At 64.9% G+C, this 18973-nt stretch carries 20 protein-coding genes; 7 read left to right on the top strand and 13 right to left on the bottom strand.

The features are described 5' to 3' along the window. Nucleotides 1–24: 24 nt before the first annotated feature. The 4 genes from J4E58_RS28310 to iolC all read right to left on the bottom strand — a co-directional run bounded on the left by J4E58_RS28310 (nt 25) and on the right by iolC (nt 5454). Nucleotides 25–1524 carry a CoA-acylating methylmalonate-semialdehyde dehydrogenase gene (locus J4E58_RS28310; protein WP_087087938.1) on the bottom strand — a complete coding sequence of 500 codons (1500 nt, stop codon included), beginning with the start codon at nt 1522–1524 and terminating at the stop codon, nt 25–27. 44 nt (nt 1525–1568) lie between these two features. After that, on the bottom strand, nt 1569–2393 hold the full coding sequence (gene iolB / locus J4E58_RS28305; protein WP_087087940.1) for a 5-deoxy-glucuronate isomerase: 825 nt from the start codon (nt 2391–2393) through the stop codon (nt 1569–1571). Then, the gene (gene iolE / locus J4E58_RS28300; protein WP_087087942.1) at nt 2390–3283 is read right to left on the bottom strand and encodes a myo-inosose-2 dehydratase; all 894 of its coding nucleotides are present in this window, start codon (nt 3281–3283) and stop codon (nt 2390–2392) included. Before iolE ends, iolB begins: the two co-directional genes overlap by 4 nt. A 215-nt stretch (nt 3284–3498) precedes the next feature. Next, nucleotides 3499–5454: a 5-dehydro-2-deoxygluconokinase gene (gene iolC / locus J4E58_RS28295; protein ID WP_087087944.1), complete on the bottom strand. Its 1956-nt coding sequence runs from the start codon at nt 5452–5454 to the stop codon at nt 3499–3501. Between iolC and J4E58_RS28290 the strand changes: the two genes are divergently transcribed. Together J4E58_RS28290 and J4E58_RS28285 are read left to right on the top strand one after the other, a co-directional pair. Beyond that, nucleotides 5453–5689: a hypothetical protein gene (locus tag J4E58_RS28290; protein ID WP_143481866.1), complete on the top strand. Its 237-nt coding sequence runs from the start codon at nt 5453–5455 to the stop codon at nt 5687–5689. The two genes, iolC and J4E58_RS28290, sit on opposite strands and share 2 nt — an antisense overlap. 87 nt (nt 5690–5776) lie before the next feature. Further along, entirely contained in the window at nt 5777–6697 is a 921-nt protein-coding gene (locus J4E58_RS28285) for a MurR/RpiR family transcriptional regulator (RefSeq protein WP_053260725.1), read from the top strand. A gap of 3 nt (nt 6698–6700) precedes the next feature. Here J4E58_RS28285 and J4E58_RS28280 read toward each other — a convergent pair whose 3' ends face one another. Then, nucleotides 6701–7567: a patatin-like phospholipase family protein gene (locus J4E58_RS28280; protein ID WP_087087946.1), complete on the bottom strand. Its 867-nt coding sequence runs from the start codon at nt 7565–7567 to the stop codon at nt 6701–6703. Nucleotides 7568–7837: 270 nt separating this feature from the next. On the opposite strand from J4E58_RS28280, the gene J4E58_RS28275 reads away from it, so the two are divergent. After that, the gene (locus J4E58_RS28275; protein WP_087087948.1) at nt 7838–8305 is read left to right on the top strand and encodes an NUDIX hydrolase; all 468 of its coding nucleotides are present in this window, start codon (nt 7838–7840) and stop codon (nt 8303–8305) included. Nucleotides 8306–8677: 372 nt separating this feature from the next. Further along, a complete protein-coding gene (locus J4E58_RS28270; protein WP_087087950.1) occupies nt 8678–9283 on the top strand; it encodes a glutathione S-transferase in 606 nt (201 codons plus the stop codon). A gap of 163 nt (nt 9284–9446) precedes the next feature. Here J4E58_RS28270 and hcnC read toward each other — a convergent pair whose 3' ends face one another. The 5 genes from hcnC to J4E58_RS28245 form a co-directional block, all read right to left on the bottom strand. Continuing rightward, nucleotides 9447–10703 (bottom strand): cyanide-forming glycine dehydrogenase subunit HcnC, encoded by a 1257-nt coding sequence (gene hcnC / locus J4E58_RS28265; RefSeq protein ID WP_087087952.1) that lies wholly within the window; start codon nt 10701–10703, stop codon nt 9447–9449. Continuing rightward, nucleotides 10696–12105, bottom strand: coding sequence for a cyanide-forming glycine dehydrogenase subunit HcnB (gene hcnB / locus J4E58_RS28260; protein ID WP_053260721.1), 1410 nt, complete (start codon nt 12103–12105; stop codon nt 10696–10698). Before hcnB ends, hcnC begins: the two co-directional genes overlap by 8 nt. Next, nucleotides 12102–12419: a cyanide-forming glycine dehydrogenase subunit HcnA gene (gene hcnA / locus J4E58_RS28255; RefSeq protein ID WP_007930720.1), complete on the bottom strand. Its 318-nt coding sequence runs from the start codon at nt 12417–12419 to the stop codon at nt 12102–12104. Before hcnA ends, hcnB begins: the two co-directional genes overlap by 4 nt. Nucleotides 12420–12624: 205 nt before the next feature. Beyond that, complete coding sequence (locus J4E58_RS28250; RefSeq protein WP_087087954.1) at nt 12625–13164, bottom strand: hypothetical protein; 540 nt, start codon at nt 13162–13164, stop codon at nt 12625–12627. A 90-nt stretch (nt 13165–13254) separates the two neighbouring features. Further along, nucleotides 13255–13593: a hypothetical protein gene (locus tag J4E58_RS28245; protein WP_087087956.1), complete on the bottom strand. Its 339-nt coding sequence runs from the start codon at nt 13591–13593 to the stop codon at nt 13255–13257. Between the two features lie 183 nt (nt 13594–13776). Here J4E58_RS28245 and J4E58_RS28240 point away from each other — a divergent pair, with 183 nt between their 5' ends. Beyond that, nucleotides 13777–14460 (top strand): response regulator transcription factor, encoded by a 684-nt coding sequence (locus J4E58_RS28240; protein WP_007930717.1) that lies wholly within the window; start codon nt 13777–13779, stop codon nt 14458–14460. After that, nucleotides 14438–15832: a HAMP domain-containing sensor histidine kinase gene (locus tag J4E58_RS28235; RefSeq protein WP_087087958.1), complete on the top strand. Its 1395-nt coding sequence runs from the start codon at nt 14438–14440 to the stop codon at nt 15830–15832. Before J4E58_RS28240 ends, J4E58_RS28235 begins: the two co-directional genes overlap by 23 nt. Before the next feature lie 149 nt (nt 15833–15981). Here the strand turns inward: J4E58_RS28235 and J4E58_RS28230 are convergent, their stop codons facing one another. The 3 genes from J4E58_RS28230 to J4E58_RS28220 form a co-directional block, all read right to left on the bottom strand. Further along, nucleotides 15982–16230 (bottom strand): DUF1652 domain-containing protein, encoded by a 249-nt coding sequence (locus tag J4E58_RS28230; protein WP_081002271.1) that lies wholly within the window; start codon nt 16228–16230, stop codon nt 15982–15984. Nucleotides 16231–16241: 11 nt separating this feature from the next. Then, complete coding sequence (locus tag J4E58_RS28225) at nt 16242–16493, bottom strand: CsbD family protein (RefSeq protein WP_087087960.1); 252 nt, start codon at nt 16491–16493, stop codon at nt 16242–16244. 150 nt (nt 16494–16643) lie between these two features. After that, entirely contained in the window at nt 16644–18143 is a 1500-nt protein-coding gene (locus J4E58_RS28220; RefSeq protein ID WP_087087962.1) for a helix-turn-helix transcriptional regulator, read from the bottom strand. Between the two features lie 191 nt (nt 18144–18334). Here J4E58_RS28220 and J4E58_RS28215 point away from each other — a divergent pair, with 191 nt between their 5' ends. Next, a complete protein-coding gene (locus J4E58_RS28215) occupies nt 18335–18889 on the top strand; it encodes a GNAT family N-acetyltransferase (protein ID WP_009043361.1) in 555 nt (184 codons plus the stop codon). Nucleotides 18890–18973: the final 84 nt, after the last annotated feature.

Raw genomic sequence — 18973 nt, 5'->3', positions numbered from 1 at the left:
TCCAGGGCAACGGGTTGAAGGGCTTTACTTGGCGGTCGGCATGCTGAACTCGGGGCCCTTGGCGATGCTGTCCGGCCAGCGTTGCATCACGCTCTTGTAGCGGCTGTAGAAGCGCAGGCCTTCCTCGCCGTAGGCATGGTGGTCGCCGAACAGCGAACGCTTCCAGCCACCGAAGGAATGCCAGGCCATGGGCACCGGAATCGGCACGTTGATGCCGACCATGCCGACCTTGATGCCGCGGGCGAAGGCCCGGGCCACGCCGCCGTCGCGGGTGAAGCAGGACACGCCGTTGCCGAATTCATGGGCGTTGATCAGCGCCACCGCGCTGGCGAAATCCGGCACCCGGACGATGCCCAGCACCGGGCCGAAGATTTCCTCCTGGTAGATGCTCATCTCCGTGGTCACGCCGTCGAACAGGGTGGCGCCGACAAAAAAGCCCTGCTCCGCCCCCGGCACCTTGAAGCCGCGGCCGTCCACCAGCAGTTGCGCGCCCTGGGCCACGCCCTGGTCGATGAAACCTTCGACCTTGGCCTTGTGCTCGGCGGTCACCAGCGGCCCCATGTCGCTGTCGCCCTGCATGCCGTTGCCGATTTTCAGCTGGTCGATGCGCGGCCGTAGTTTCTCGATCAGCCGGTCGCCCACCTCGCCCACCGCCACAGCGATGGAGATCGCCATGCAGCGCTCGCCGGCCGAGCCGTAGGCCGCGCCGATCAGCGCATCGGCGGCCTGGTCCAGATCGGCATCGGGCATCACGATCATATGGTTCTTCGCCCCGCCCAGGGCCTGCACGCGCTTGCCGCGGGACGTGGCCTGGCGGTGGATGTACTCGGCGATCGGCGTCGAACCGACAAAGGAAATCGCTTCGATGTCCGGGTGCTGCAACAGCCCGTCCACCGCCGCCTTGTCGCCCTGGACCACGTTGAACACGCCATCGGGCAGCCCGGCTTGCGTCAGCAGGCGCGCCATCAGCAGGCTGGCGGACGGGTCGCGCTCCGACGGCTTGAGGATGAAGCAGTTACCGCTGACCAGGGCCAGCGGGATCATCCACAGCGGCACCATCACCGGGAAGTTGAACGGGGTGACCCCGGCGCACACGCCCAGGGGCTGGCGCAGGTTCCAGTTGTCGATGCCGCCGCCGATGTTGTCGCTGAAGTCGGTTTTCAGCAGGCTCGGCGCGCCACAGGCGAACTCGACGATCTCGATGCCGCGGGTCACTTCGCCATGGGCGTCGGACAGCACCTTGCCGTGCTCGCGGGTGATGATCTCGGCCAGCTCGTTGTGGTGTTGGTCCAGCAGTTCCTTGAACTTGAACATCACCCGCGAACGGCGCAGCGCCGACTGCTCGGACCAGGCCGGGAAGGCTTTCATTGCCGAAGCGACGGCCTCGTCCACGGTCTTCTGGCTGGCCAGGGCGACCTGGGCCTGCAAGCGGCCGGTGGCCGGGTTGAACACGTTGGCGAAGCGCTCGCCGCTGTCTTGCACCTGACCGTCGATGTAATGGCCGATTACCGGGGCGTCACTCATTGTTCTTGTTCTCCGTTCGAATGTTGGAATTGAGATGCTGGAAATCACAGATCCAGCAGCCAGCTGTGCCGCGGATCGTTATGGAACTGCCAGACCCGCTTGGGCCCGGCCATGACGTTCAGGTAATAGGACTCGTAGCCATAGGGCACGCTGACCGGGTGGTAACCCTTGGGCACCACCACCAGGTCGCCGTGCTCCACGGCCATGGCCTCGTCGAGGCTGCGGTCGTCGGTGTAGACGCGCTGGAACACGAAGCCCTGGGGCGGGTTGACCTGGTGGTAATAGGTCTCTTCGAGAAAGCTCTGGTGCGGCAGGTCGTCGGTGTCGTGCTTGTGCGGCGGGTAGCTGGAGGAATGCCCGGACGGCGTGCGCACCTCCACCACCAGCAGCGAATGGGCCGGCTCGCTGTCCGGCAGGATGTCGCAGACATAGCGGGTGTTGGCGCCCTTGCCGCGCACGCTGCGCTTCATGCTCTCGGGAAGGATCAGCCGGGGGCCGAGGCCGTTGGTGGCGGAGCTTTTTACAGTAGCGCCGGGCGCGGCGCAGACGGCGATCTGCACATCGCTCAGGGCCGTGACCTGGGCCTGGCTGCCGGGCGGCAGGTAGACGGCGAAGGGCGACTTGTCCTCGAACACCGATTGCCGGTCGCCGAGGTTGTCCCAGCCGAACGCGCCCTGCCCCGGCGCCTCGCCCTGGATGCCGATGCGCCCGCTGAGCAGTACCAGGCACAACTCCCGGTCGCCGGCATTGACCGGCAGGCTTTCGCCGAGGCTCAGGCGGTAGGCGGCGAACCCGACGTACTGCAACCGGCCCTCGGCCAACTGCACCATGGTCCGGCCCTTGGCCGCGCTTTTTACCAGCAGGCTCATTGTCCAGTCCTCTCGTTAAGCAGCGCGCGCAAGGTGTCATAACCCTTCTTCGCGTAGACATAACTCGGTGCCACCGCCGGGTCCTGCTCGGCCTCCACCACCAGCCAGCCCTGGTAATCGGCGGCCAGCAGCTCGTCCAGCAGCGCGGCGAAATCGATGTCGCCATCCCCCGGCACGGTGAAGGTGCCGTTGATGATGCAGTCGGGGAAACTCCACAGGTGGTTGCGCGCCAGCTGCACCACCGGCTTGCGCACATCCTTGAAGTGCACGTGGCAGATGCGCCCGATGTGCTTGCGCAGCACGTCCAGCGGTTCGCCGCCGCCCATGTAGCAGTGGCCCGAATCGAACAGCAGGCCGACTTCGCTGCCGGTCAGGCTCATCAACTGGTCGATGTCCGCCGGCGATTCGACGTAGGCGCCCATATGGTGGTGGTACGCCAGGCGCACGCCCTGGGACAGGGTGAAACGCGCAAGCTCGGTGAGCTTGTCGGCGTATTCCTGCCAGGCCTGCTGGCTGTGAAAACGCGGGCGCTCCACCAGGGGAATGCGCTGGCCCTGGATCGAGTCGGCGACCTCGCCGTAGACCAGCACGGTGGCGCCGTTCTGCGCCAGCAACTGCACATGGCTGGCGATGGCGTCGATCTCCTCGGCCACCGAGCGCCGGGCCAGGCGGCTGGAATACCAGCCCGAGACCAGCGCCAGGTCATAAGGCCGCAGCACATCGCCGACGCCCTTGGCATCCTTGGGGAACTTGCCGTTGAGCTCGAAACCTTCGTAGCCGATCTCCTTGCCCTCGCTCAGCGCGGTGCTCAACGGCGTTTCGCCGCCGAGGGACGGCAGGTCGTCGTTGCTCCAGGAGATCGGGTTGATGCCAATTCGGATTGCGGGCATGGCTGCACCTTTTATTGTTTTCTAAAGCAGTTCTGAAAAATTCCCGGCCTCGTACCTACTGCTGTAGCCGCTGCCGAGCCTGCGAGGCTGCGATCGGTGGCGCAGCCACCGCAAGCGTTGTACCTGACACTACGCGTTGTCAGGTTTTGCGAGCGCTACGCGCTCGATCGCAGCCTCGCTACGCTCGGCAGCGGCTACAGGGATTTGTGCCAGGTTTACGTTCGGATTTGCGTTTGGGGTCGGGCCGTGCGCCAGGCATCGATCAGCTCGACGAAGGTCGCCTGCACCCGGCGGATCAGGGTTTCGTCGTCGATCTCGCTGGCCAGCCAGGCCCGGCTCGGTTCATGGAAAATCGTGCGGCCCACGGCGAAGCCGCGGCAGGTGCGGCTGTTACCGGCCTGACGGAAACCCTCGGCCAGGGTCGCCGCCGGGGCGTTGAGGCCCAGCAGCACCACGCCACGGCAATAGGGATCGCGCTCCTCGATCAGCTCGTCGAGCCGCTGCCACTGCTCGGCGCTCTGCGCCTCGATCTTCCACCAGGCCGGGAAGATGCCCAGGTTGTACAGGCGCTTGAGGGCGCGGTAGAGCACGTCCGGGTGAGTCGAGGGGTGGTCCTTGGGCGGAATGATTTCCAGCAGCAGCTCATGGCCGCTGACCTGGGACGCCTGGTACAGGCCCTTGATCTGCGCTTCCTGCTCCAGGCGCAGCAACGGCTCGTCGTCCGGGTGGTATTGCACCAGGCACTTGATGATCTGCTCCTGGGGCCAGGCGATCAGGTTGCTGCCGATCGAACGCCCGTGTTCGAAAGCCAGCGGCCGCGAGCCCTGGACTTCCACCGGCCGCGCCACCCACCAGCCACGGCCGGTGGCGGCGTTCAGCGAATCCTGGCCGAAACGCTGATCGGCCAGCAGGCCGACATCGGCTTCGACGCCCTGCGCGCGCAAGTCCGCCTCGACCCGCTCCACGGCCTGGATAAACAGCTGCTTGAGCTGGCCGATGGCCCTGAGCTCGCGCCCGCCCTTCTGCGCCAGTTCCACCAACTGCCCGCGGTGGTCGAAGGCGAAGATGAACAGCTGCTTCCAGGCCTTGCGCGGCACGCTGACCTGATGCAGGCGCTGCAGGGTGCTGTCCTGGTCCGGCCGGGTGATGGGCACCGGGCTGTTGAACAGGTAGTCCAGCTCGGCGCGGGTCGGCATCGCCGGCGCGCAGGCATGGCGCGACACCACCAGGCCGCCGCAGGCATTGGCCAGCTGGCAGCAGCGCTCGTCACTGGCGTCCTCCAGCCAGCCACTGAGGAAGCCGGACATAAAGGCATCGCCCGCCCCCAGCACATTGAGCACTTCGACCCGCACCCCGGGGTAGATCGCGCCGTCCTCCAGGCGCGCCGGGATCGCCCCGTGGATCACCGTGCAGCCCTGGGGGCCGAGCTTGACCACCAGGGTCGCGGCGGTCAGCGAGCGCACGGTGCGCAAGGCGCTGAGTAGATCGTCGCTGCCGCCAGCGATGAGGAACTCTTCTTCGGTGCCGACGATCAGGTCGAAGCGAGGCAGGATCTTCTGCACATGGGCGCTGACGTTCTGGTCGGCGACAAACCGGGTCTCGCCGTCGGCCTTGCCCGCCAGGCCCCAGAGCACCGGGCGGTAGTCGATGTCGAGCACGCGCTTGACGTCGTGCCGCTCGGCGTACTCCAGGGCCTGCAGGCTGGCCTGGTACACGCCGTCGGTGGAGAAATGGGTGCCAGTGATCAGCAAGGCCTTGCTGGAGGCGATAAAGGCTTCATTGATGTCCTCGGCGCGCAGGGCCATGTCGGCGCAGTTCTCGCGATAGAACACCAGGGGGAAGGTCTCGCGGTCCTTGAGCCCGAGCAGGACCAGGGCGGTCAGGCGCTGCGGGTCGACCTTGATCGCGCTGACGTCGCAGCCTTCGCGGGCCAGGGACTCCACCAGGAAACGCCCCATGTGATCGTCGCCGACCCGGCTCAGCATCGCCGAGCGCAAGCCCAGGCGCGCGGTGCCGAAGGCGATGTTGGCAGAGGAGCCGCCGAGGTATTTGGCGAAGCTTGTGACATCCTCCAGCCGGGCCCCGACCTGCTGTGCGTAAAGGTCGACGCCCAGGCGTCCGAGGCAAATCAGATCCAATTGACGCCCACTGGCAAAACGAGTCTGGCCCATGCTGGCTCCTGTTATTTTTATCAGCCTGCGCGTGGCACCGAGGAAGGCGCCGAACGCTCTTGGTGGATGCAGACTAAAACGTTCACCGTCGCCAATCAATATTTTTTCTATAAATTTTTTACGTGGAATATTTTTTCCAATAAACTTTTTCAAGGCCGCTCCAGGCAGCCTGCATCGTTTCAGCAAGCGTCCCGTGGCCGCGCGGCTCAAGATTTTCCCCGCGCCGACCCTGTAGACTGCGCACAGCCCACCTATTGTCAGGGAGTGGATCAACCAGCCCGCTCCCATTAAGTACAAGCCAGTAAGCACAGAAGGATTGCCTATGTCCCGCACCGATCAGCCGGCCACGACCGAGAGCCCGCAAGACAGCGACCTCGCCAGCCCCCCGATCAATGCCGAGCGCCTGCTGCAGCTGATCACCCAGGAATACGAAAGCCTGCCGCGCCAGCTCAAGCGCATCGCCAGCTACATGAGCCAGCAGAGCGACCGGATCATGGTCGACCGCATCAGCGACATCGCCGGCGAATGCGAGGTGCACCCCTCGGCCATCGTGCGCTTCTCCCAGCGCTTCGGCTTCAGCGGCTTCAGCGAAATGCAGGCGCTGTTTCGCGAGGCCTACACCCACAAGACCACCCCGGTACAGAACTACCAGCAGCGCATCCGCAGCATGATCGCCAACAAGTCGCAGAAGGCCAGCGGCGGCGACCTGGCGCGCGAGTGCATCAACGCCACCCTGTCGGGCATCGAGCGCCTGGGCCTGGAGCTGGACGACGCGGCCTTCGACAAGGCCGTGGACCTGGTGGTCAACGCCGACAACATCTACGTGGTCGGGGTGCGCCGCTCCTTCGCCGTGGCCGACTACCTGGTGTACAACCTGCAGCACACCAACAAGCGCATCCACCTGGTGTCGGGCCTGGGCGGCAGCTACCGCGAGCAGATGCGCAGCATCCGCCCCAACGACCTGGTGATCGCCATCAGCTTCACCCCCTATGCCAAGGAAACCCAGCACTGCCTGCGGATCGCCCAGCACCACCAGGCCAAGACGCTGATCATCACCGACAGCAACCTGTCGCCCCTGGCCAAGCGTGCCAACAGCGTGCTGCTGGTCAACGAAGGCAGCTCCTTCGCCTTCCGTTCTTTGAGCGCGACCTTGTGCCTGTGCCAGGCGCTGTTCATCGCCGTGGCCTACCGCCTGGAACTGAAGGTCGACGAGATTCACGAGCAGGCGGGGTTCGAGGACTGACCCTCACCCCGCCGCGTGCGTATGCGCCTGCAACGCCCCCGGCACGCCGGTACGCAGCAGGCCGCCCTCTTCGACCCAGGCCAGGGTCTGCTGGTGGGCCCGTTGCAGCAGTTGCTCGGTCTGGCTGAAGTCGAACACCGAAATGCCCAGCGGGCACAAGGGCGCGACCACATGGATCGCCGCCTGTGGCGAATACAGCTCAATGTCCCGCACCAGCTGGCGCATGCTCATCAGGTTCAGGGTGTGCAAGGCCAGGGCGATCAAGCCGCTCGGCGGTTGTGGGCAGGCGCAACCGAATCCGGTCGGCACCACGATGACCCGGGTCGCGCCCAGCGACACCGCCGCGGCGATCGGGGTGTTGCTGGCGACACCACCGTCGACCAGCAGCTTGTCGCCGATCTGCACCCACGGAAACACCAGCGGAATCGCGGCACTGGCCAGCAGGGCCTGCTCGACGCTGCCGCTGGACAACAGCTCCTCGGCGCCCGTGAGCAGGTTGGTGGTGACGATATGCAGGGGCAATTCGGTGTCTTCGATGCGGGTCACCGGCAGCACCCGGCGCACCAGGCTCGCCAGCGCCGACGAAGGCAACAGGCAGCCGCGGCGCTTGAGCAGGGAAGACAGCGCGTCAATCAAGGAAAACGGAAACACATCGGCCTTGCGCAAGCCACGCCAGAAATCGGCCAATTCGGCGACCCCGCGGGCATTGGGCCTGGCGGCAAAGTAGGCGCCATTGAGGGCACCGACCGACGCGCCGACCACCAGGTCGAACACCACATGCTTTTCCAGCAGCGCCCGCAGCATCCCCACCTGGACAGCCCCAAGGCTGCCACCACCGGCAAGGACAAGGGCAGTTCGGGTGGGATGCATAGCGCTTCTCCTGCCGATGTTCAGCCATTGCTCCCTAAACAATAGCGCTGCCGCACTCCGCTACGAGTCCGTTTGGCGGCTCCCTCGCCCTGGCCTGCTGTTCATCCGAAAGACCGGCACCGGGTACGTCGCTCACCTACGCTGGGTAACGGATGCTCCACAGCACACTCGTGCTTGCGCCGTTCAATCAAGTGCTGGTCATGGGCATCAGGACAAGTCCCTCGCAGTGCCAGGGAAGTTTGAGGTTCAAACTCACGCAAGGAGCGCATCATGACCGACAAAGCATACGCAATTCTTCTGTATTCCGAAGACGAGGATAATGGCTACCTCTACTTCCCCATTAAACGCGCCAATCTCGTGTATGGCGGCATGCCGCAGTTTTTCGGCGGCACCAAGAATGCGGGAGAAACGGATCACGACACTATCGCCCGAGAGATGAAAGAGGAAAGCGACGGTAAAATCACCTTGGGCGCCGGTGGCTTGACGTCGATATACAAGTCCAGGGTCGGCAACAATAACTACAGCTTTTATGTAGCCGAGAACTACCAGGGAAAGAACTTCCTGGGCAGCCTGACCAACAGCGAGATGAGCAGTATCCAGCAGTTCTTCGTTCAAGTCGGGCAGCAGGACAATGTCGAGGACCTGCTGAAATCACTCAAGATCGTTCCGACCGCGGAGTTTATCGAGTCGGAAACCTATGAGGCGTTCAATAAGGCAATCGCCTGGAGTGAGAAATAAACAAGCGCAGTGAGATGCACGGCGTTTTATCGGGCCTGTCACACTGCAACGATAGAACTCAGCCGATATCGCTTCGTACGCTTAAACCCGCAGTGCAACACTTGGCTGCGGGTTTCCAATCGTTATCGACGATACACAGGTAGCAGTGCCTGGCGGTCCTCTTACAACTTCGTACTCATATAACCGCTCGCATGTTTCAGCCCCCTGCGACAGGCTGCCCGAGAACGTTCACCCTCGCCTCATTACACCTGAAACACAGGTCATCGGTGATTGACAGCAATCACCAGCCCCCGATAGCCAACCCCCAACATTTGCCGCTAAATTAGCCGCGGCCCTCCCCCTGTCTCGTTGTTCCGCACAAGGAAATGCTCAATGAAACTCATCGGTATGCTCGATTCACCCTATGTTCGCCGTGTCGCCATTACCCTCAAGCGCCTGGAGATCCCGTTCGAGCATGAGGCGTTGTCGGTGTTTCGCACTTTCGAGCAGTTCCAGCGCATCAACCCGGTGGTCAAGGCGCCGACCCTGATCTGCGACGACGGCACGGTGCTGATGGATTCGTGCCTGATCATCGACTACCTGGAAGCCCTGGCCGGCCGCAGCCTGTTGCCGGCGGCGCCCCAGGCGCGGGCCCACGACCTGCGGCTGATCGGCCTGGCGCTGGCGGCGTGCGAGAAGTCGGTGCAGATCTACTACGAGTACCAGCTGCGCCCCGCCGAGAAGCGGCACGAACCGTGGCTGGAGCGGGTTCGCGGGCAGCTGGCGGCGGCTTATGGCGAGCTGGAAAAAGAATTGGAGAAACGCCCGCTGGCCACCGATGGCGATATCGATCAGGCCGGTATCAGCCTGGCCGTGGCCTGGAGCTTTACCCAGCTGCTGGTGGCCGAGCACCTGGATGCCGCGCGGTTTCCAAGGGTCAAGGCGTTTGCGGAGTATGCCGAAGGGTTGGCGTTGTTTGTCAGTACGCCGATGGTTTGAGGCCACCAGGCGGCGCGGTGTTACCGCAGCACCGCGTCACCGTTCAGGTTCATCGCGAGCAAGCTCGCTCCTACAGAGGACTGCGTCGTTCTCGACTTCATGTACAACGCGACCTTTGTAGGAGCGAGCTTGCTCGCGAAAAACTTCAGGGAGACGCGATGCCTCAGGCCAGCGCCACCTGCAACGGCGCCACCGCCTGCAAGCCGAAACGCTCGGCGAGGAACGGCGTGATGTCCAGCGGCAACGGCTCCTCATTCACCAACCGGTCCAGCAGCACCCCGGTGATCGCCGAGGTCAGGATGCCGGTGCGGAAGTGCCCGCAGGCATTGAGGTAACCCTCTACCCCGCACATTGGCCCGAGGATCGGCAGTTCATCCGGCGAGCCCGGGCGCAGGCCGGCCCAGCAACGCTTGAGGTTGACCTGTTCGAGCTGCGGCACGCAGCGCACCGCGCCCTGCACCAGGCCCTGGATTTCCCGGTAGGTGGTGCTGATGTCGAAGCCCTTGTCCTCGGTGGTGCTGCCGATCAGGATCTCGCCGTTGTCCTTCTGCGCCATGTAGCAGTCGCTGGTGGTCAGGCAACCGTTGAGCAGTTGCGGCATGCGCTCGGTGAGCAGGATCTGGCCCTTGACCGGTTTTACCGGAATGCTCGCGCCGGTGGCTTGCAGGCTCAGCTCGGCGGCCCAGGCGCCGGCGGCGTTGATCAGGGTGTCGCAATGGAACAGCCCCGCCTCCGCCGTCTGCACCCCGCTGATCCGGCTGCCCTGGTGCAGCACTCCGGTGACGTTGGTGTTGAAGTACATGTCCACGCCGTTCTGCCGCGCGCCTTCGGTGTAGGCGTCGGCCAGGCGGAACGGGTTGACCTGGTGGTCGCAGAGGAATTCCAGGGCACCCTGGGCGTGATGGCTGACATTCGGTTCCGCCTGGCGCAGCGCCGCCTGGTCGAGCCAGCGCACCTGATGGGACAGGTGCGGGATGCAGGCCACGATGTGCTCGGCGTAGAGCCGGTCCTCGTCGTCGTAGATCACGAACTTCAGCCCGGTGCGCTCGAACTTGAAGTCCATGCCGTGGCGCTCGCGCAGTTCTTCATGCAACTGCGGGTACAAGCCGTTGGATTGCAGGGCGAAGTCGAAGAACGACTGCGGCAGGATATGCGGCGTGCTGGAGTCCACCAGCACCGCCGAACCCTGGGCCTGGTGCTTGTTGCGCGCCGACATCATGCGAAAGAAGATCACCCCGCAGCCCAGCCCCACCGACTCGCCGATGGCCCACAGGCCGCCGGCCGAGGCACGGGTGGCATTGCCCGGACGCTTGGCGTCGATCAACGCCACCCGCAGGTTCTTGCGCTTGGACAACTGGTACGCGCAGGAAGCGCCGATCACACCGCCGCCGGCGATGACCACGTCGTAGAACTTACTCATGATTCACAGCATCCTTGCTCGGTTGAGGGAAGGCGGAAAAAGGAATCGGGTCCAGGGGGAAACGCGGGCGCAGCCAGCCCACGTCCTGGCGCCCGGTGGCCTGGCGCAGGCGGTCGCTGCAATAGCCCACGCACATGCGGCCCTGGCAGTCGCCCATGCTCACCCGGGTGCGCATCTTCAGGCTGGCCATGTCCTGCACGCCCTGCTCCAGGGCGCGGTCGATATCGCCACGGGTGGCGTGTTCGCAACGGCAGATCAGGGTGTCGGCGGCCGGCAGTTCGATCTGCCCGGTGCCGCGTTCGGTGTAGCGGTCTACCGCGGCGCGGAAACGGGTGATGGAGGCCAGTTTGTTCTGGTACTTCTGGCGCCGCGCCAGGGCCTCCTCGTTGCTCAGCACATCGCGCTGCATCAGGATCGACAGCGCGGCGATGCGCCCGGTGAGCATCGCCGCCTCGCCGCCGCGAATCCCGCCCATGTCGCCGGCCAGGTGAATGTGCGGCTCGCTGCTTTGCTGCCAGACGTTGGCCGTGGCGCGCAGGTAGCCGTCATGGCTGAAGCCGTGGTTGAGGCCCATCTGCTGGCTGAGCTGGGTGCGCGGGATAAAGCCGTAGCCCACCGCCAGGGTCTGCGCGGCGACCTGTTGCAGGCGGCTCAGGTCCGGCTCCCAGCGCGCCGAGTACGGCGCCACGCTGACGCTTTCCAGCCCGCCCGCGCCCTGGGCCTCGACCACGCCCCAGCCGTAATGCACGGGAATGCGGTGCAGCTTGAGGTAGGCGAGCATGCTCAGGCCGTCGAGGAACAGCTGCGGCTTGTTCAGCAGCGCCAGGCTTTCCTTGGCGATCCGGCCAAAGGTGCAGGCCTCGTAGACCGCCGCCACGTTCGCGCCGCTGGCGTGCAGTTGGCAGGCCACCAGCGGCAGCAACGGCCCGCTGCCGGCGATCACCACCGGCCCGCGCGGCTTGACCACGCCGCTCTTGATCTGCAACTGCAAGCCGCCCAGCAGCATCACCCCGGGCAAGGTCCAGCCGGGAAACGGCACGCTGCGTTCATGGCAACCGGCGGCCAGCAGCAACTGCGGATAGGCCACTTCCTGCAGTTGCTCGTCGGCATCCAGCAGGACCAGGCTGCCCTTGCCTTCGGCCCCCACCACCCGGTGGTTGAGGCGCACATCGATCATCTGTTCGCAGTCGGAAAAGGCGCCGTGCAGTTTCGCCAGGGCTTCGCAATAACGCGGCCCCAGATAGTCCAACTGCACGCCGTCGCGCAGCGGTCCGCGATAGACCACGCCGCCCAGGCGCGAGGCCTCGTCGATCAGGGTACTGCGCACCCCGTGCTCGGCCAGTTCGATGGCCGCGGCCATGCCCGCGGGGCCGCCGCCGACGATCAGTGGATTGAGGCTCATAGCACCTCCTGCGCGGCAATGATGCGGTTGACTTCGGTCTGTACCTGCATGCCTGGCCGCACCTGGGTCTGGCAGGCCCGGCGCTTGTGCCGGCCGTCGATCTGCACCAGGCAGCAATGGCACACGCCCATGCCGCAATAGGCGCCGGCCAGCTGGCCGTGGTCGTTGCGCGCCACCTGACGCAGCCCGAGGGACTGGATGACGCTGAGTACGGTTTCACCAATCGCCGCCGTCACCGGCTGGCCATTGAGGCTGATGGTCATATCCGCCTGTTGCAGCGGCTGGATATCGAAGGTTCGTTCGGTATGGCGCATCAGGAAATTCGTCCTTGAGTGAAGAGGAATGCCAGCGTCCTGCTGTGCATCGCCGTGAACCTGGTCATCGACCCTGATCACGGTTGCGCGACGCCAGCTCCTCGGGGCTGAACACCGGGCCAATCTAGTAGGTTTGTCGAACAACAACATTGATCTGGGCCAAGCAAAGCGCAAGGCTCTGGAATGCGCCTTGCGCCGCCCTGCCCTAACTGGAAAACACGTAGCGGCCCTTGACCTTGCGCGGCCCGATAAAAGCGAAATCCGGAAAGATCAGGCTGCGCACGTACATCGCGAAAAACACCACCCCCAAGGTAATGGCCGCGCCGATCAGGGTCCCCAACGGGTCCTCGGCATAACCTTCGAACAACCGCGGGAATTGTGACAGGGTCAGAAGGGCATAGAAGGTGTAGGCGTTCGCCGAAGGTTTATGGAAGCCCCAGGCAAACAGCAGCGGCACCAGGCCACCCAAGAGCGCGAATACCCAGGCAGCCTTGGGGCCGATGACCGAGCCGAGGAAGAACCCGGCCACCGCGCCGACCACCGCCTGCAGCAACATCACCGCCAGCAGGAGCTGGATTTTGCGCCGGTGCCGGGCATAGAGCGCGGGGTCGGAATAGGCCGCGATCCAGAACGCCAGCAGCCGCTCCTTGATCCCGCTGCCGGCGAACGCGGCAAAGGTTTCGCCCTTGGAGCGCCCGGCCTCGAGGCTGGCGATGACTTGGCGCTTGGCTTGCTGTTTGTCCATCCGTGTTGTCCCCGAAAGCGGCCCCCGGCGGCGCCGTGCCGGCAACGCTAGTAGAGGCGCCCGGGGCTGTCCAATCGGTGTCAGCGCGGGTTATTTGCGCTTGTAGCTTTTGCTGCCGCTCGGGGTCAGGCAATAGACCCCGCCCCGTGGCCCGGTGCAGAAACTGCCACTGCCACAGGAGCAGCCGTCGCTGCTGCGCAACAGGCTTTGCGGACGCGCGGCCTGGCCTGGGTTGCCGTAGCGCGCGGAACAGTTTTGCTTGGAGCCGCTGATGGAGCCGTCGTTGCACAAAAACAGCTCGCCGTCGCAACCGGCGATCCCGCCCTTCTTGCCGGAGCAGGGTTGATTGGCGGCGAACGCCGGGGCCGCCGCCAGCAGTAACAGGCAGACGCCCAGGGTTTTCCAGTCGAGGTCATGAGGTCGGTGCATTGCGTAGCGTCCCTGCCAGCCAGTAATAGCTGGATGATATCAACGATCGGCCGACCCGGCCCGCCTGCTACCCTGCGTTGGCCAGGGCACTGGCGCGAAGATGAAAGATTTTTTAGAAAGCCCGCGGCCATTTCTTGGCAAAATGCCGGCCTGTGTCATGAAATCCCAATCAGGTAAGCCCCTATGACCCGCATTCTGACCATCGAAGACGATGCCGTAACAGCCCGCGAAATCGTGGCCGAACTGAGCAGCCACGGGCTGGACGTGGATTGGGTCGACAACGGTCGCGAAGGCCTGGTGCGCGCCGTCAGCGGCGACTACGACCTGATCACCCTCGACCGCATGCTGCCGGAGCTGGACGGCCTGGCCATCGTCACCACCCTGCGCACCATCGGCGTGTCGACGCCGATCCTGATGATCAGCGCCCTGTCCGACGTCGACGAGCGCGTGCGTGGCCTGCGCGCCGGCGGCGACGACTACCTGACCAAACCCTTCGCCTCCGACGAAATGGCGGCCCGGGTCGAAGTGCTGCTGCGGCGCAAGAGCACGGTGCAGGAATTCGAAACCAGCCTGCGGGTCGCCGACCTGGAGCTGAACCTGATCAGCCGCGAAGCGACCCGCGCCGACCAGTTGCTGAGCCTGTTGCCCACCGAATACAAGCTGCTGGAATTCCTCATGCGCAACACCGGCCAGATCCTCTCGCGGATGATGATTTTCGAGGAGGTCTGGGGCTATCACTTCGACCCGGGCACCAACCTGATCGACGTGCATATCGGCCGCCTGCGCAAGAAGATCGATCCGCCCGGCATGACCCCGCTGATCCGCACCGTGCGAGGCTCGGGTTATGTCATTGCTGAACCCCTCTAAGGGCTGGCGCTCCTCCAGCAGCCGCCTGCTGGCGCTCTACAGCTCACTGTTCGTGGCCTGGAGCTGCATCCTCATGGGCGTCATGTACTACGAGGTGTCCGGCTACCTGGAAAGCCTGGCCAAGCACTCGCTGATGCAGCGCCAGCACCTGTTCGCGCGCTTCCAGGGCGAGCAGCTGGAAGAGGCCCTGACCACCAGCATGACCTTCGACATGCGCGCCATCGACGCCTACGGCCTGTTCGACGAGCGGCGGCGCTACCTCAGCGGGCCGATCCGCGAGATCCCCGACGACCTGCCGCTGGACGGGCAGATCCACGAGCTCAAGAGCTGCATCGACTCCGACGACCCCAACCTGCCCCGCGACAGTTGCGATGCGGTGGCCACCTACACCCGCGATGGCCGCTGGCTGATCCTGGTGCGCGACAACGGCTCGCTGTTCGCGGTGACGCGGATCATCCTCCACGCGCTGCTGTGGGGCGTGTCGCTGACCATCATTCCCGGGGCCGCCGGCTGGCACCTTCTCCGGCGCCGACCGCTGCGGCGCATTCGCGCCCTGCAGGCCAGCGCCGAGGCGATAGTCGCCGGCGACATGACCCACCGCCTGCCGCTGTCCAACCGCCGCGACGAGCTGGACATGCTGGCGGCCATTGTCAACGCCATGCTCGACCGCATCGAGCGGCTGATGAACGAGGTCAAGGGCGTGTGCGACAACATCGCCCACGACCTGCGCACCCCGCTGACCCGCCTGCGCGCCCAGCTGTACCGCATGCAGCAACAGGCGGTCGAGGGCACGCCGGAAGCCTTGCAACTGGACCAGGTGCTGGCCGAGGCCGACCGGTTGATGGCGCGTTTTCGCGGCTTGCTGCGGATTTCCGAGATCGAGGATCACCAGCGCCGCTCGGGGTTTGTCGAACTCGATCCGCTGCCGCTGCTGCGCGAGCTGTATGACTTTTATTTGCCTCTGGCCGAGGAAGGCCAGCTGACCCTGACCCTGGATGTGCCCGCCGCGCTGCCGAGCCTGACCGGCGACCGCGCCCTGCTGTTCGAGGCCCTGGCCAATCTGTTGAGCAACTCGATCAAGTTCACCCCGCCGGGCGGCGAGGTGATTCTGCGCGGTATCGAGGATGGCGGCTGTACGCGCCTGGAAGTCCTCGACTCCGGCCCCGGCATTCCCGAGGCCGAGCGCAAGGCGGTGTTCCAGCGCTTCTACCGGGTCGACGACAGCAACTCCCACGGCGGCTTTGGCCTGGGCCTGTCCATCGTCGCCGCCATCGTCAGCCTGCACGGCTTCAAGCTCGACGTCGGCAGCAGCGACCGCGGCGGCGCGCGCCTGAGCCTCGATTGCCGGCCGAGCCTGATCGCCAAGACCTGAAACGCGGGCCCTGCTCCGTTGAACGCAACCTCCTGTAGGAGCGAGCTTGCTCGCGATGGAGGCCAACGATAACGCAGCATGTCTGAAGCACCGCAGTGTCTTGAGTTTTTTCGCGAGCAAGCTCGCTCCTACAAGGGACCGGGTGAACTTCAGGACAGATGCAGCAGGCTGATGGAGTTGCTGCGCAACTCGTACCGCAGCTCCTCGATCATCGCCAGCACGTCCGCCTCAGTCTCAAGCAGCCGCGGGTCGATGCCGGTGACCACCAGGTCGACCCGGCCGCTTTGCGGTTCGTAGATCCGCAGGGTGAAGGTGGAGTCGGAGCCGGTGCTGAAGGCACAGGCCAGGGGCGCGAAGCCCTGTTCGATGTAGCGGCGCAACTGCGCCCGGGAAATCACCCAGGCCTTCCTCAGCGGCGACGCCATAACAGGCCGGCCAGCAGGCCGATCCCGGCGAGGATGGCGACGCTGGCCAAGGGTTTGTCACGGACAAAGCGGGAGACTCTGTCCAGCGCATCGCCATAGGTTTCCTGCAATTGCCCGGCGGCCTGGCGGGCCGCCCCCTCCAGGCGCATCTGCTGATCGTCCAGCAGCTCGCCTACTGCACCCTGGGCCTTGCCGGCCGCCGTGCCCACCGCACCTTTGATCTGTTCGCTACGCATCGTGCATTCCTTCAGCTGATAATTTTCGGTGCATGGCCCGTGTCAGCCACGGCATCGCACATCACCCAGCCTAAGAAACCCCGTGACGCCGCAAAAGCGCCATTTGTACTGGTGGCACTGGTGCATTTGCACCTGTCAGCGCTGCACCTGTCAGCGCTGAGCCTTGCCACGCCGCTCGCCGCTGAACAGCCCGCGCTCGCGAGCCCAGACAATGGCCTCGGCACGGCTGTGCACCGCCAGCTTGGAATACACCGTGGCCACGTGATTGCGCACCGTGCTGGGCGCCAGCTGCAGGCGCGCGGCGATCTCCTTGTCGGCCAGGCCCTCGCAGATCAGCCCCAGCACATCGCGCTCGCGGGCGGTCAGGTCGGTAAAGGACGCACTCGGCTGCTCGGCCTGGTTGGCGCTGCGCACATTGGCCAGCTTTTCGATCAGGGTCTGGCTGAACCACGAGGCATCGCGCATCACCTCTTCGATCGCCGACACCAGCTCCAGCTCGGAGCGCTTGCGCTCGGTGATGTCCATCAGCACCAGCAGGTAGCTGGGCTTGCCCTGGATATCCACGGTGTCGGCCGAGACCACGCAGTCGAGCAGTTCGCCGCCCTTCTTCGCCACCCGAAGGTCGACGTTGCGCACATCGGCGCTTTTCTCCAGGGCGCCGAACAGGCTGGCACAGGCCTGCGGGCTGGCGATGAAACCGACTTCTTCCACGGTCTTGCCCAGCAGCTCTTCGGCGGTATAACCGGTGCTGTCGAGAAAAGCCTCGTTGACGTCGACGATCTGCTGGCTGTCGGCGCCGCAGACCAGGGTCGGCACCGGCGTCAGGCGAAACGCCTTGGCAAAGCGCTCCTCGCTCTGGCGCAGGGCCGTCTCGGCCTTGCGCCGCGGCTCCAGGTCCATGAAGGAAAACAGCATGCAGTCTTCTTCGTTGATATCCAGCGGCTGGCCAGCGACGATCACCAGCTTGCTGCCGCCTTCGGGCAGGCGCAGTTCGGCCTGCATCTGCGGGATGGTCGCGCCCTGGTTCAGGCGTTCGATGGCCAGGTCCTTGCGCTCGGCGCCCTCCAGCACATCCACTTCGTACACCGAGCGGCCGATCACCTGATCGCGGGCATAACCGGTCATTTCCAGGAAGCCCTGGTTGACCTTGATGTAGCGCAGGTCGCTGAGGCGGCAGATCACCGCCGGCGCCGGGTTGGAATTGAAGGTCTTCTCGAAGCGCTGTTCGGCGCTGGCCCACTCGGTGGCATCGCTGAGGATCAGCACCAGGGATTCCACCTCGCCGGCGCGGTCGGTGAGGATCATGCTGCGCACCCGATGCACCCAGGTGCGTTCTTCCTCGCCCTCGCCGCTGCGCACCTCCACCACCACGTCGCTGAAGGTTTCCCCGGCGGCGACTCGGTTGATCGGGTAGCTGTCCAGCGCCAGCGGGTGGTTGTTGCGATAACGCAAGGCGAAACGCTCGGCGTACTGACGGTCATCGGCGCCCAGCTCGGCGATCTCCTCGACCCCGTGCATGGCCAGCGCCGCCTCGTTGGCCCAGACGATGCGCCGGTCCGCCTCGAGCAGGATGACCCCGTCGGACAGTCCGGAAATGATCTGCTGCAACTGCCGGCGATTGGTTTCGGTGGCGAGTAGATCCTGGCTCATGGCAACTCCTCAAAGGCCCGGCGCCACTGGCGTGACGTCGAAAAAAGGCGGGCAAAAACTACGACCACGGCGCATCGCCATCGTGCCCTGGAGCCGATGCGCCAATGCCAGCGGAGTACTGGAGCCTCGCCTGCGCAAAGGCTAAGCTGCCGCACCCGGCCCAATCCGCCAATGCCATCAAGGAGTGAAGCATGATCACCATCCGTGAAGCTGACAGCCGCGATATCGATGCCCTCCAAGCCATCGGATGCGCCACCTACCGCGAGCATTTCTCCTCGATCTGGACCGCTGAAGGCATACAGCAGTTTCTCGACCAGGACTTCTCCCTCCATACCCTGCGAGACTCTCTTGCCGCCAAGAGCGAGCATCTGTGGCTGCTGGCCCTGGACGAGCAACAGCACCCCATAGGTTTCGCCAAACTCAACTGGGCGCGGCCCACTCCGGGCAGCGGCATTCCCGGTGCCGAGTTGCAGAAGATCTATCTGCTCAAATCCCAGGCCGGCAAGGGGCACGGTCGCCGCTTGCTTGAGCATGTGCTGCAGCGCGCCACCGATGCCGGTGAACCCTGCCTGTGGCTGGACGTGCTCAAGAGCAACATTGGCGCCCAGCGTTTTTATGCCAGCGCCGGCCTGCGTCAGGTAGGCGAGGTGCCCTTCAACACCGACCTGGAGCAGATAGGGATGTGGGTGATGGCTTGCGACCTGCCCGGCCGCAGCAACCGCTTGTCACCCCGCTCGCCCCTGTAGCCGCTGGCGCAGCCTGCGATAGACCCGAAGGGGCTCCGGCGCCAGCAGGATCGCCGCGAGCGTGCCGCTCGATTGCAGCCTTCG

Source organism: Pseudomonas sp. FW305-25 (assembly GCF_017351415.1).
Taxonomy (GTDB): domain Bacteria; phylum Pseudomonadota; class Gammaproteobacteria; order Pseudomonadales; family Pseudomonadaceae; genus Aquipseudomonas; species Aquipseudomonas chlororaphis.
This window is presented reverse-complemented; position numbering and strand designations above follow the sequence as displayed.

What these genes read in the sequence shown, in the direction of transcription:
- J4E58_RS28310 (WP_087087938.1), bottom strand. Translation starts at nt 1,524, where the DNA reads ATGAGTGACGCCCCGGTAATCGGCCATTACATCGACGGTCAGGTGCAA.
- iolB (WP_087087940.1), bottom strand. Translation starts at nt 2,393, where the DNA reads ATGAGCCTGCTGGTAAAAAGCGCGGCCAAGGGCCGGACCATGGTGCAG.
- iolE (WP_087087942.1), bottom strand. Translation starts at nt 3,283, where the DNA reads ATGCCCGCAATCCGAATTGGCATCAACCCGATCTCCTGGAGCAACGAC.
- J4E58_RS28290 (WP_143481866.1), top strand. Translation starts at nt 5,453, where the DNA reads ATGCTGGCTCCTGTTATTTTTATCAGCCTGCGCGTGGCACCGAGGAAG.
- iolC (WP_087087944.1), bottom strand. Translation starts at nt 5,454, where the DNA reads ATGGGCCAGACTCGTTTTGCCAGTGGGCGTCAATTGGATCTGATTTGC.
- J4E58_RS28285 (WP_053260725.1), top strand. Translation starts at nt 5,777, where the DNA reads ATGTCCCGCACCGATCAGCCGGCCACGACCGAGAGCCCGCAAGACAGC.
- J4E58_RS28280 (WP_087087946.1), bottom strand. Translation starts at nt 7,567, where the DNA reads ATGCATCCCACCCGAACTGCCCTTGTCCTTGCCGGTGGTGGCAGCCTT.
- J4E58_RS28275 (WP_087087948.1), top strand. Translation starts at nt 7,838, where the DNA reads ATGACCGACAAAGCATACGCAATTCTTCTGTATTCCGAAGACGAGGAT.
- J4E58_RS28270 (WP_087087950.1), top strand. Translation starts at nt 8,678, where the DNA reads ATGAAACTCATCGGTATGCTCGATTCACCCTATGTTCGCCGTGTCGCC.
- hcnC (WP_087087952.1), bottom strand. Translation starts at nt 10,703, where the DNA reads ATGAGTAAGTTCTACGACGTGGTCATCGCCGGCGGCGGTGTGATCGGC.
- hcnB (WP_053260721.1), bottom strand. Translation starts at nt 12,105, where the DNA reads ATGAGCCTCAATCCACTGATCGTCGGCGGCGGCCCCGCGGGCATGGCC.
- hcnA (WP_007930720.1), bottom strand. Translation starts at nt 12,419, where the DNA reads ATGCGCCATACCGAACGAACCTTCGATATCCAGCCGCTGCAACAGGCG.
- J4E58_RS28250 (WP_087087954.1), bottom strand. Translation starts at nt 13,164, where the DNA reads ATGGACAAACAGCAAGCCAAGCGCCAAGTCATCGCCAGCCTCGAGGCC.
- J4E58_RS28245 (WP_087087956.1), bottom strand. Translation starts at nt 13,593, where the DNA reads ATGCACCGACCTCATGACCTCGACTGGAAAACCCTGGGCGTCTGCCTG.
- J4E58_RS28240 (WP_007930717.1), top strand. Translation starts at nt 13,777, where the DNA reads ATGACCCGCATTCTGACCATCGAAGACGATGCCGTAACAGCCCGCGAA.
- J4E58_RS28235 (WP_087087958.1), top strand. Translation starts at nt 14,438, where the DNA reads ATGTCATTGCTGAACCCCTCTAAGGGCTGGCGCTCCTCCAGCAGCCGC.
- J4E58_RS28225 (WP_087087960.1), bottom strand. Translation starts at nt 16,493, where the DNA reads ATGCGTAGCGAACAGATCAAAGGTGCGGTGGGCACGGCGGCCGGCAAG.
- J4E58_RS28220 (WP_087087962.1), bottom strand. Translation starts at nt 18,143, where the DNA reads ATGAGCCAGGATCTACTCGCCACCGAAACCAATCGCCGGCAGTTGCAG.
- J4E58_RS28215 (WP_009043361.1), top strand. Translation starts at nt 18,335, where the DNA reads ATGATCACCATCCGTGAAGCTGACAGCCGCGATATCGATGCCCTCCAA.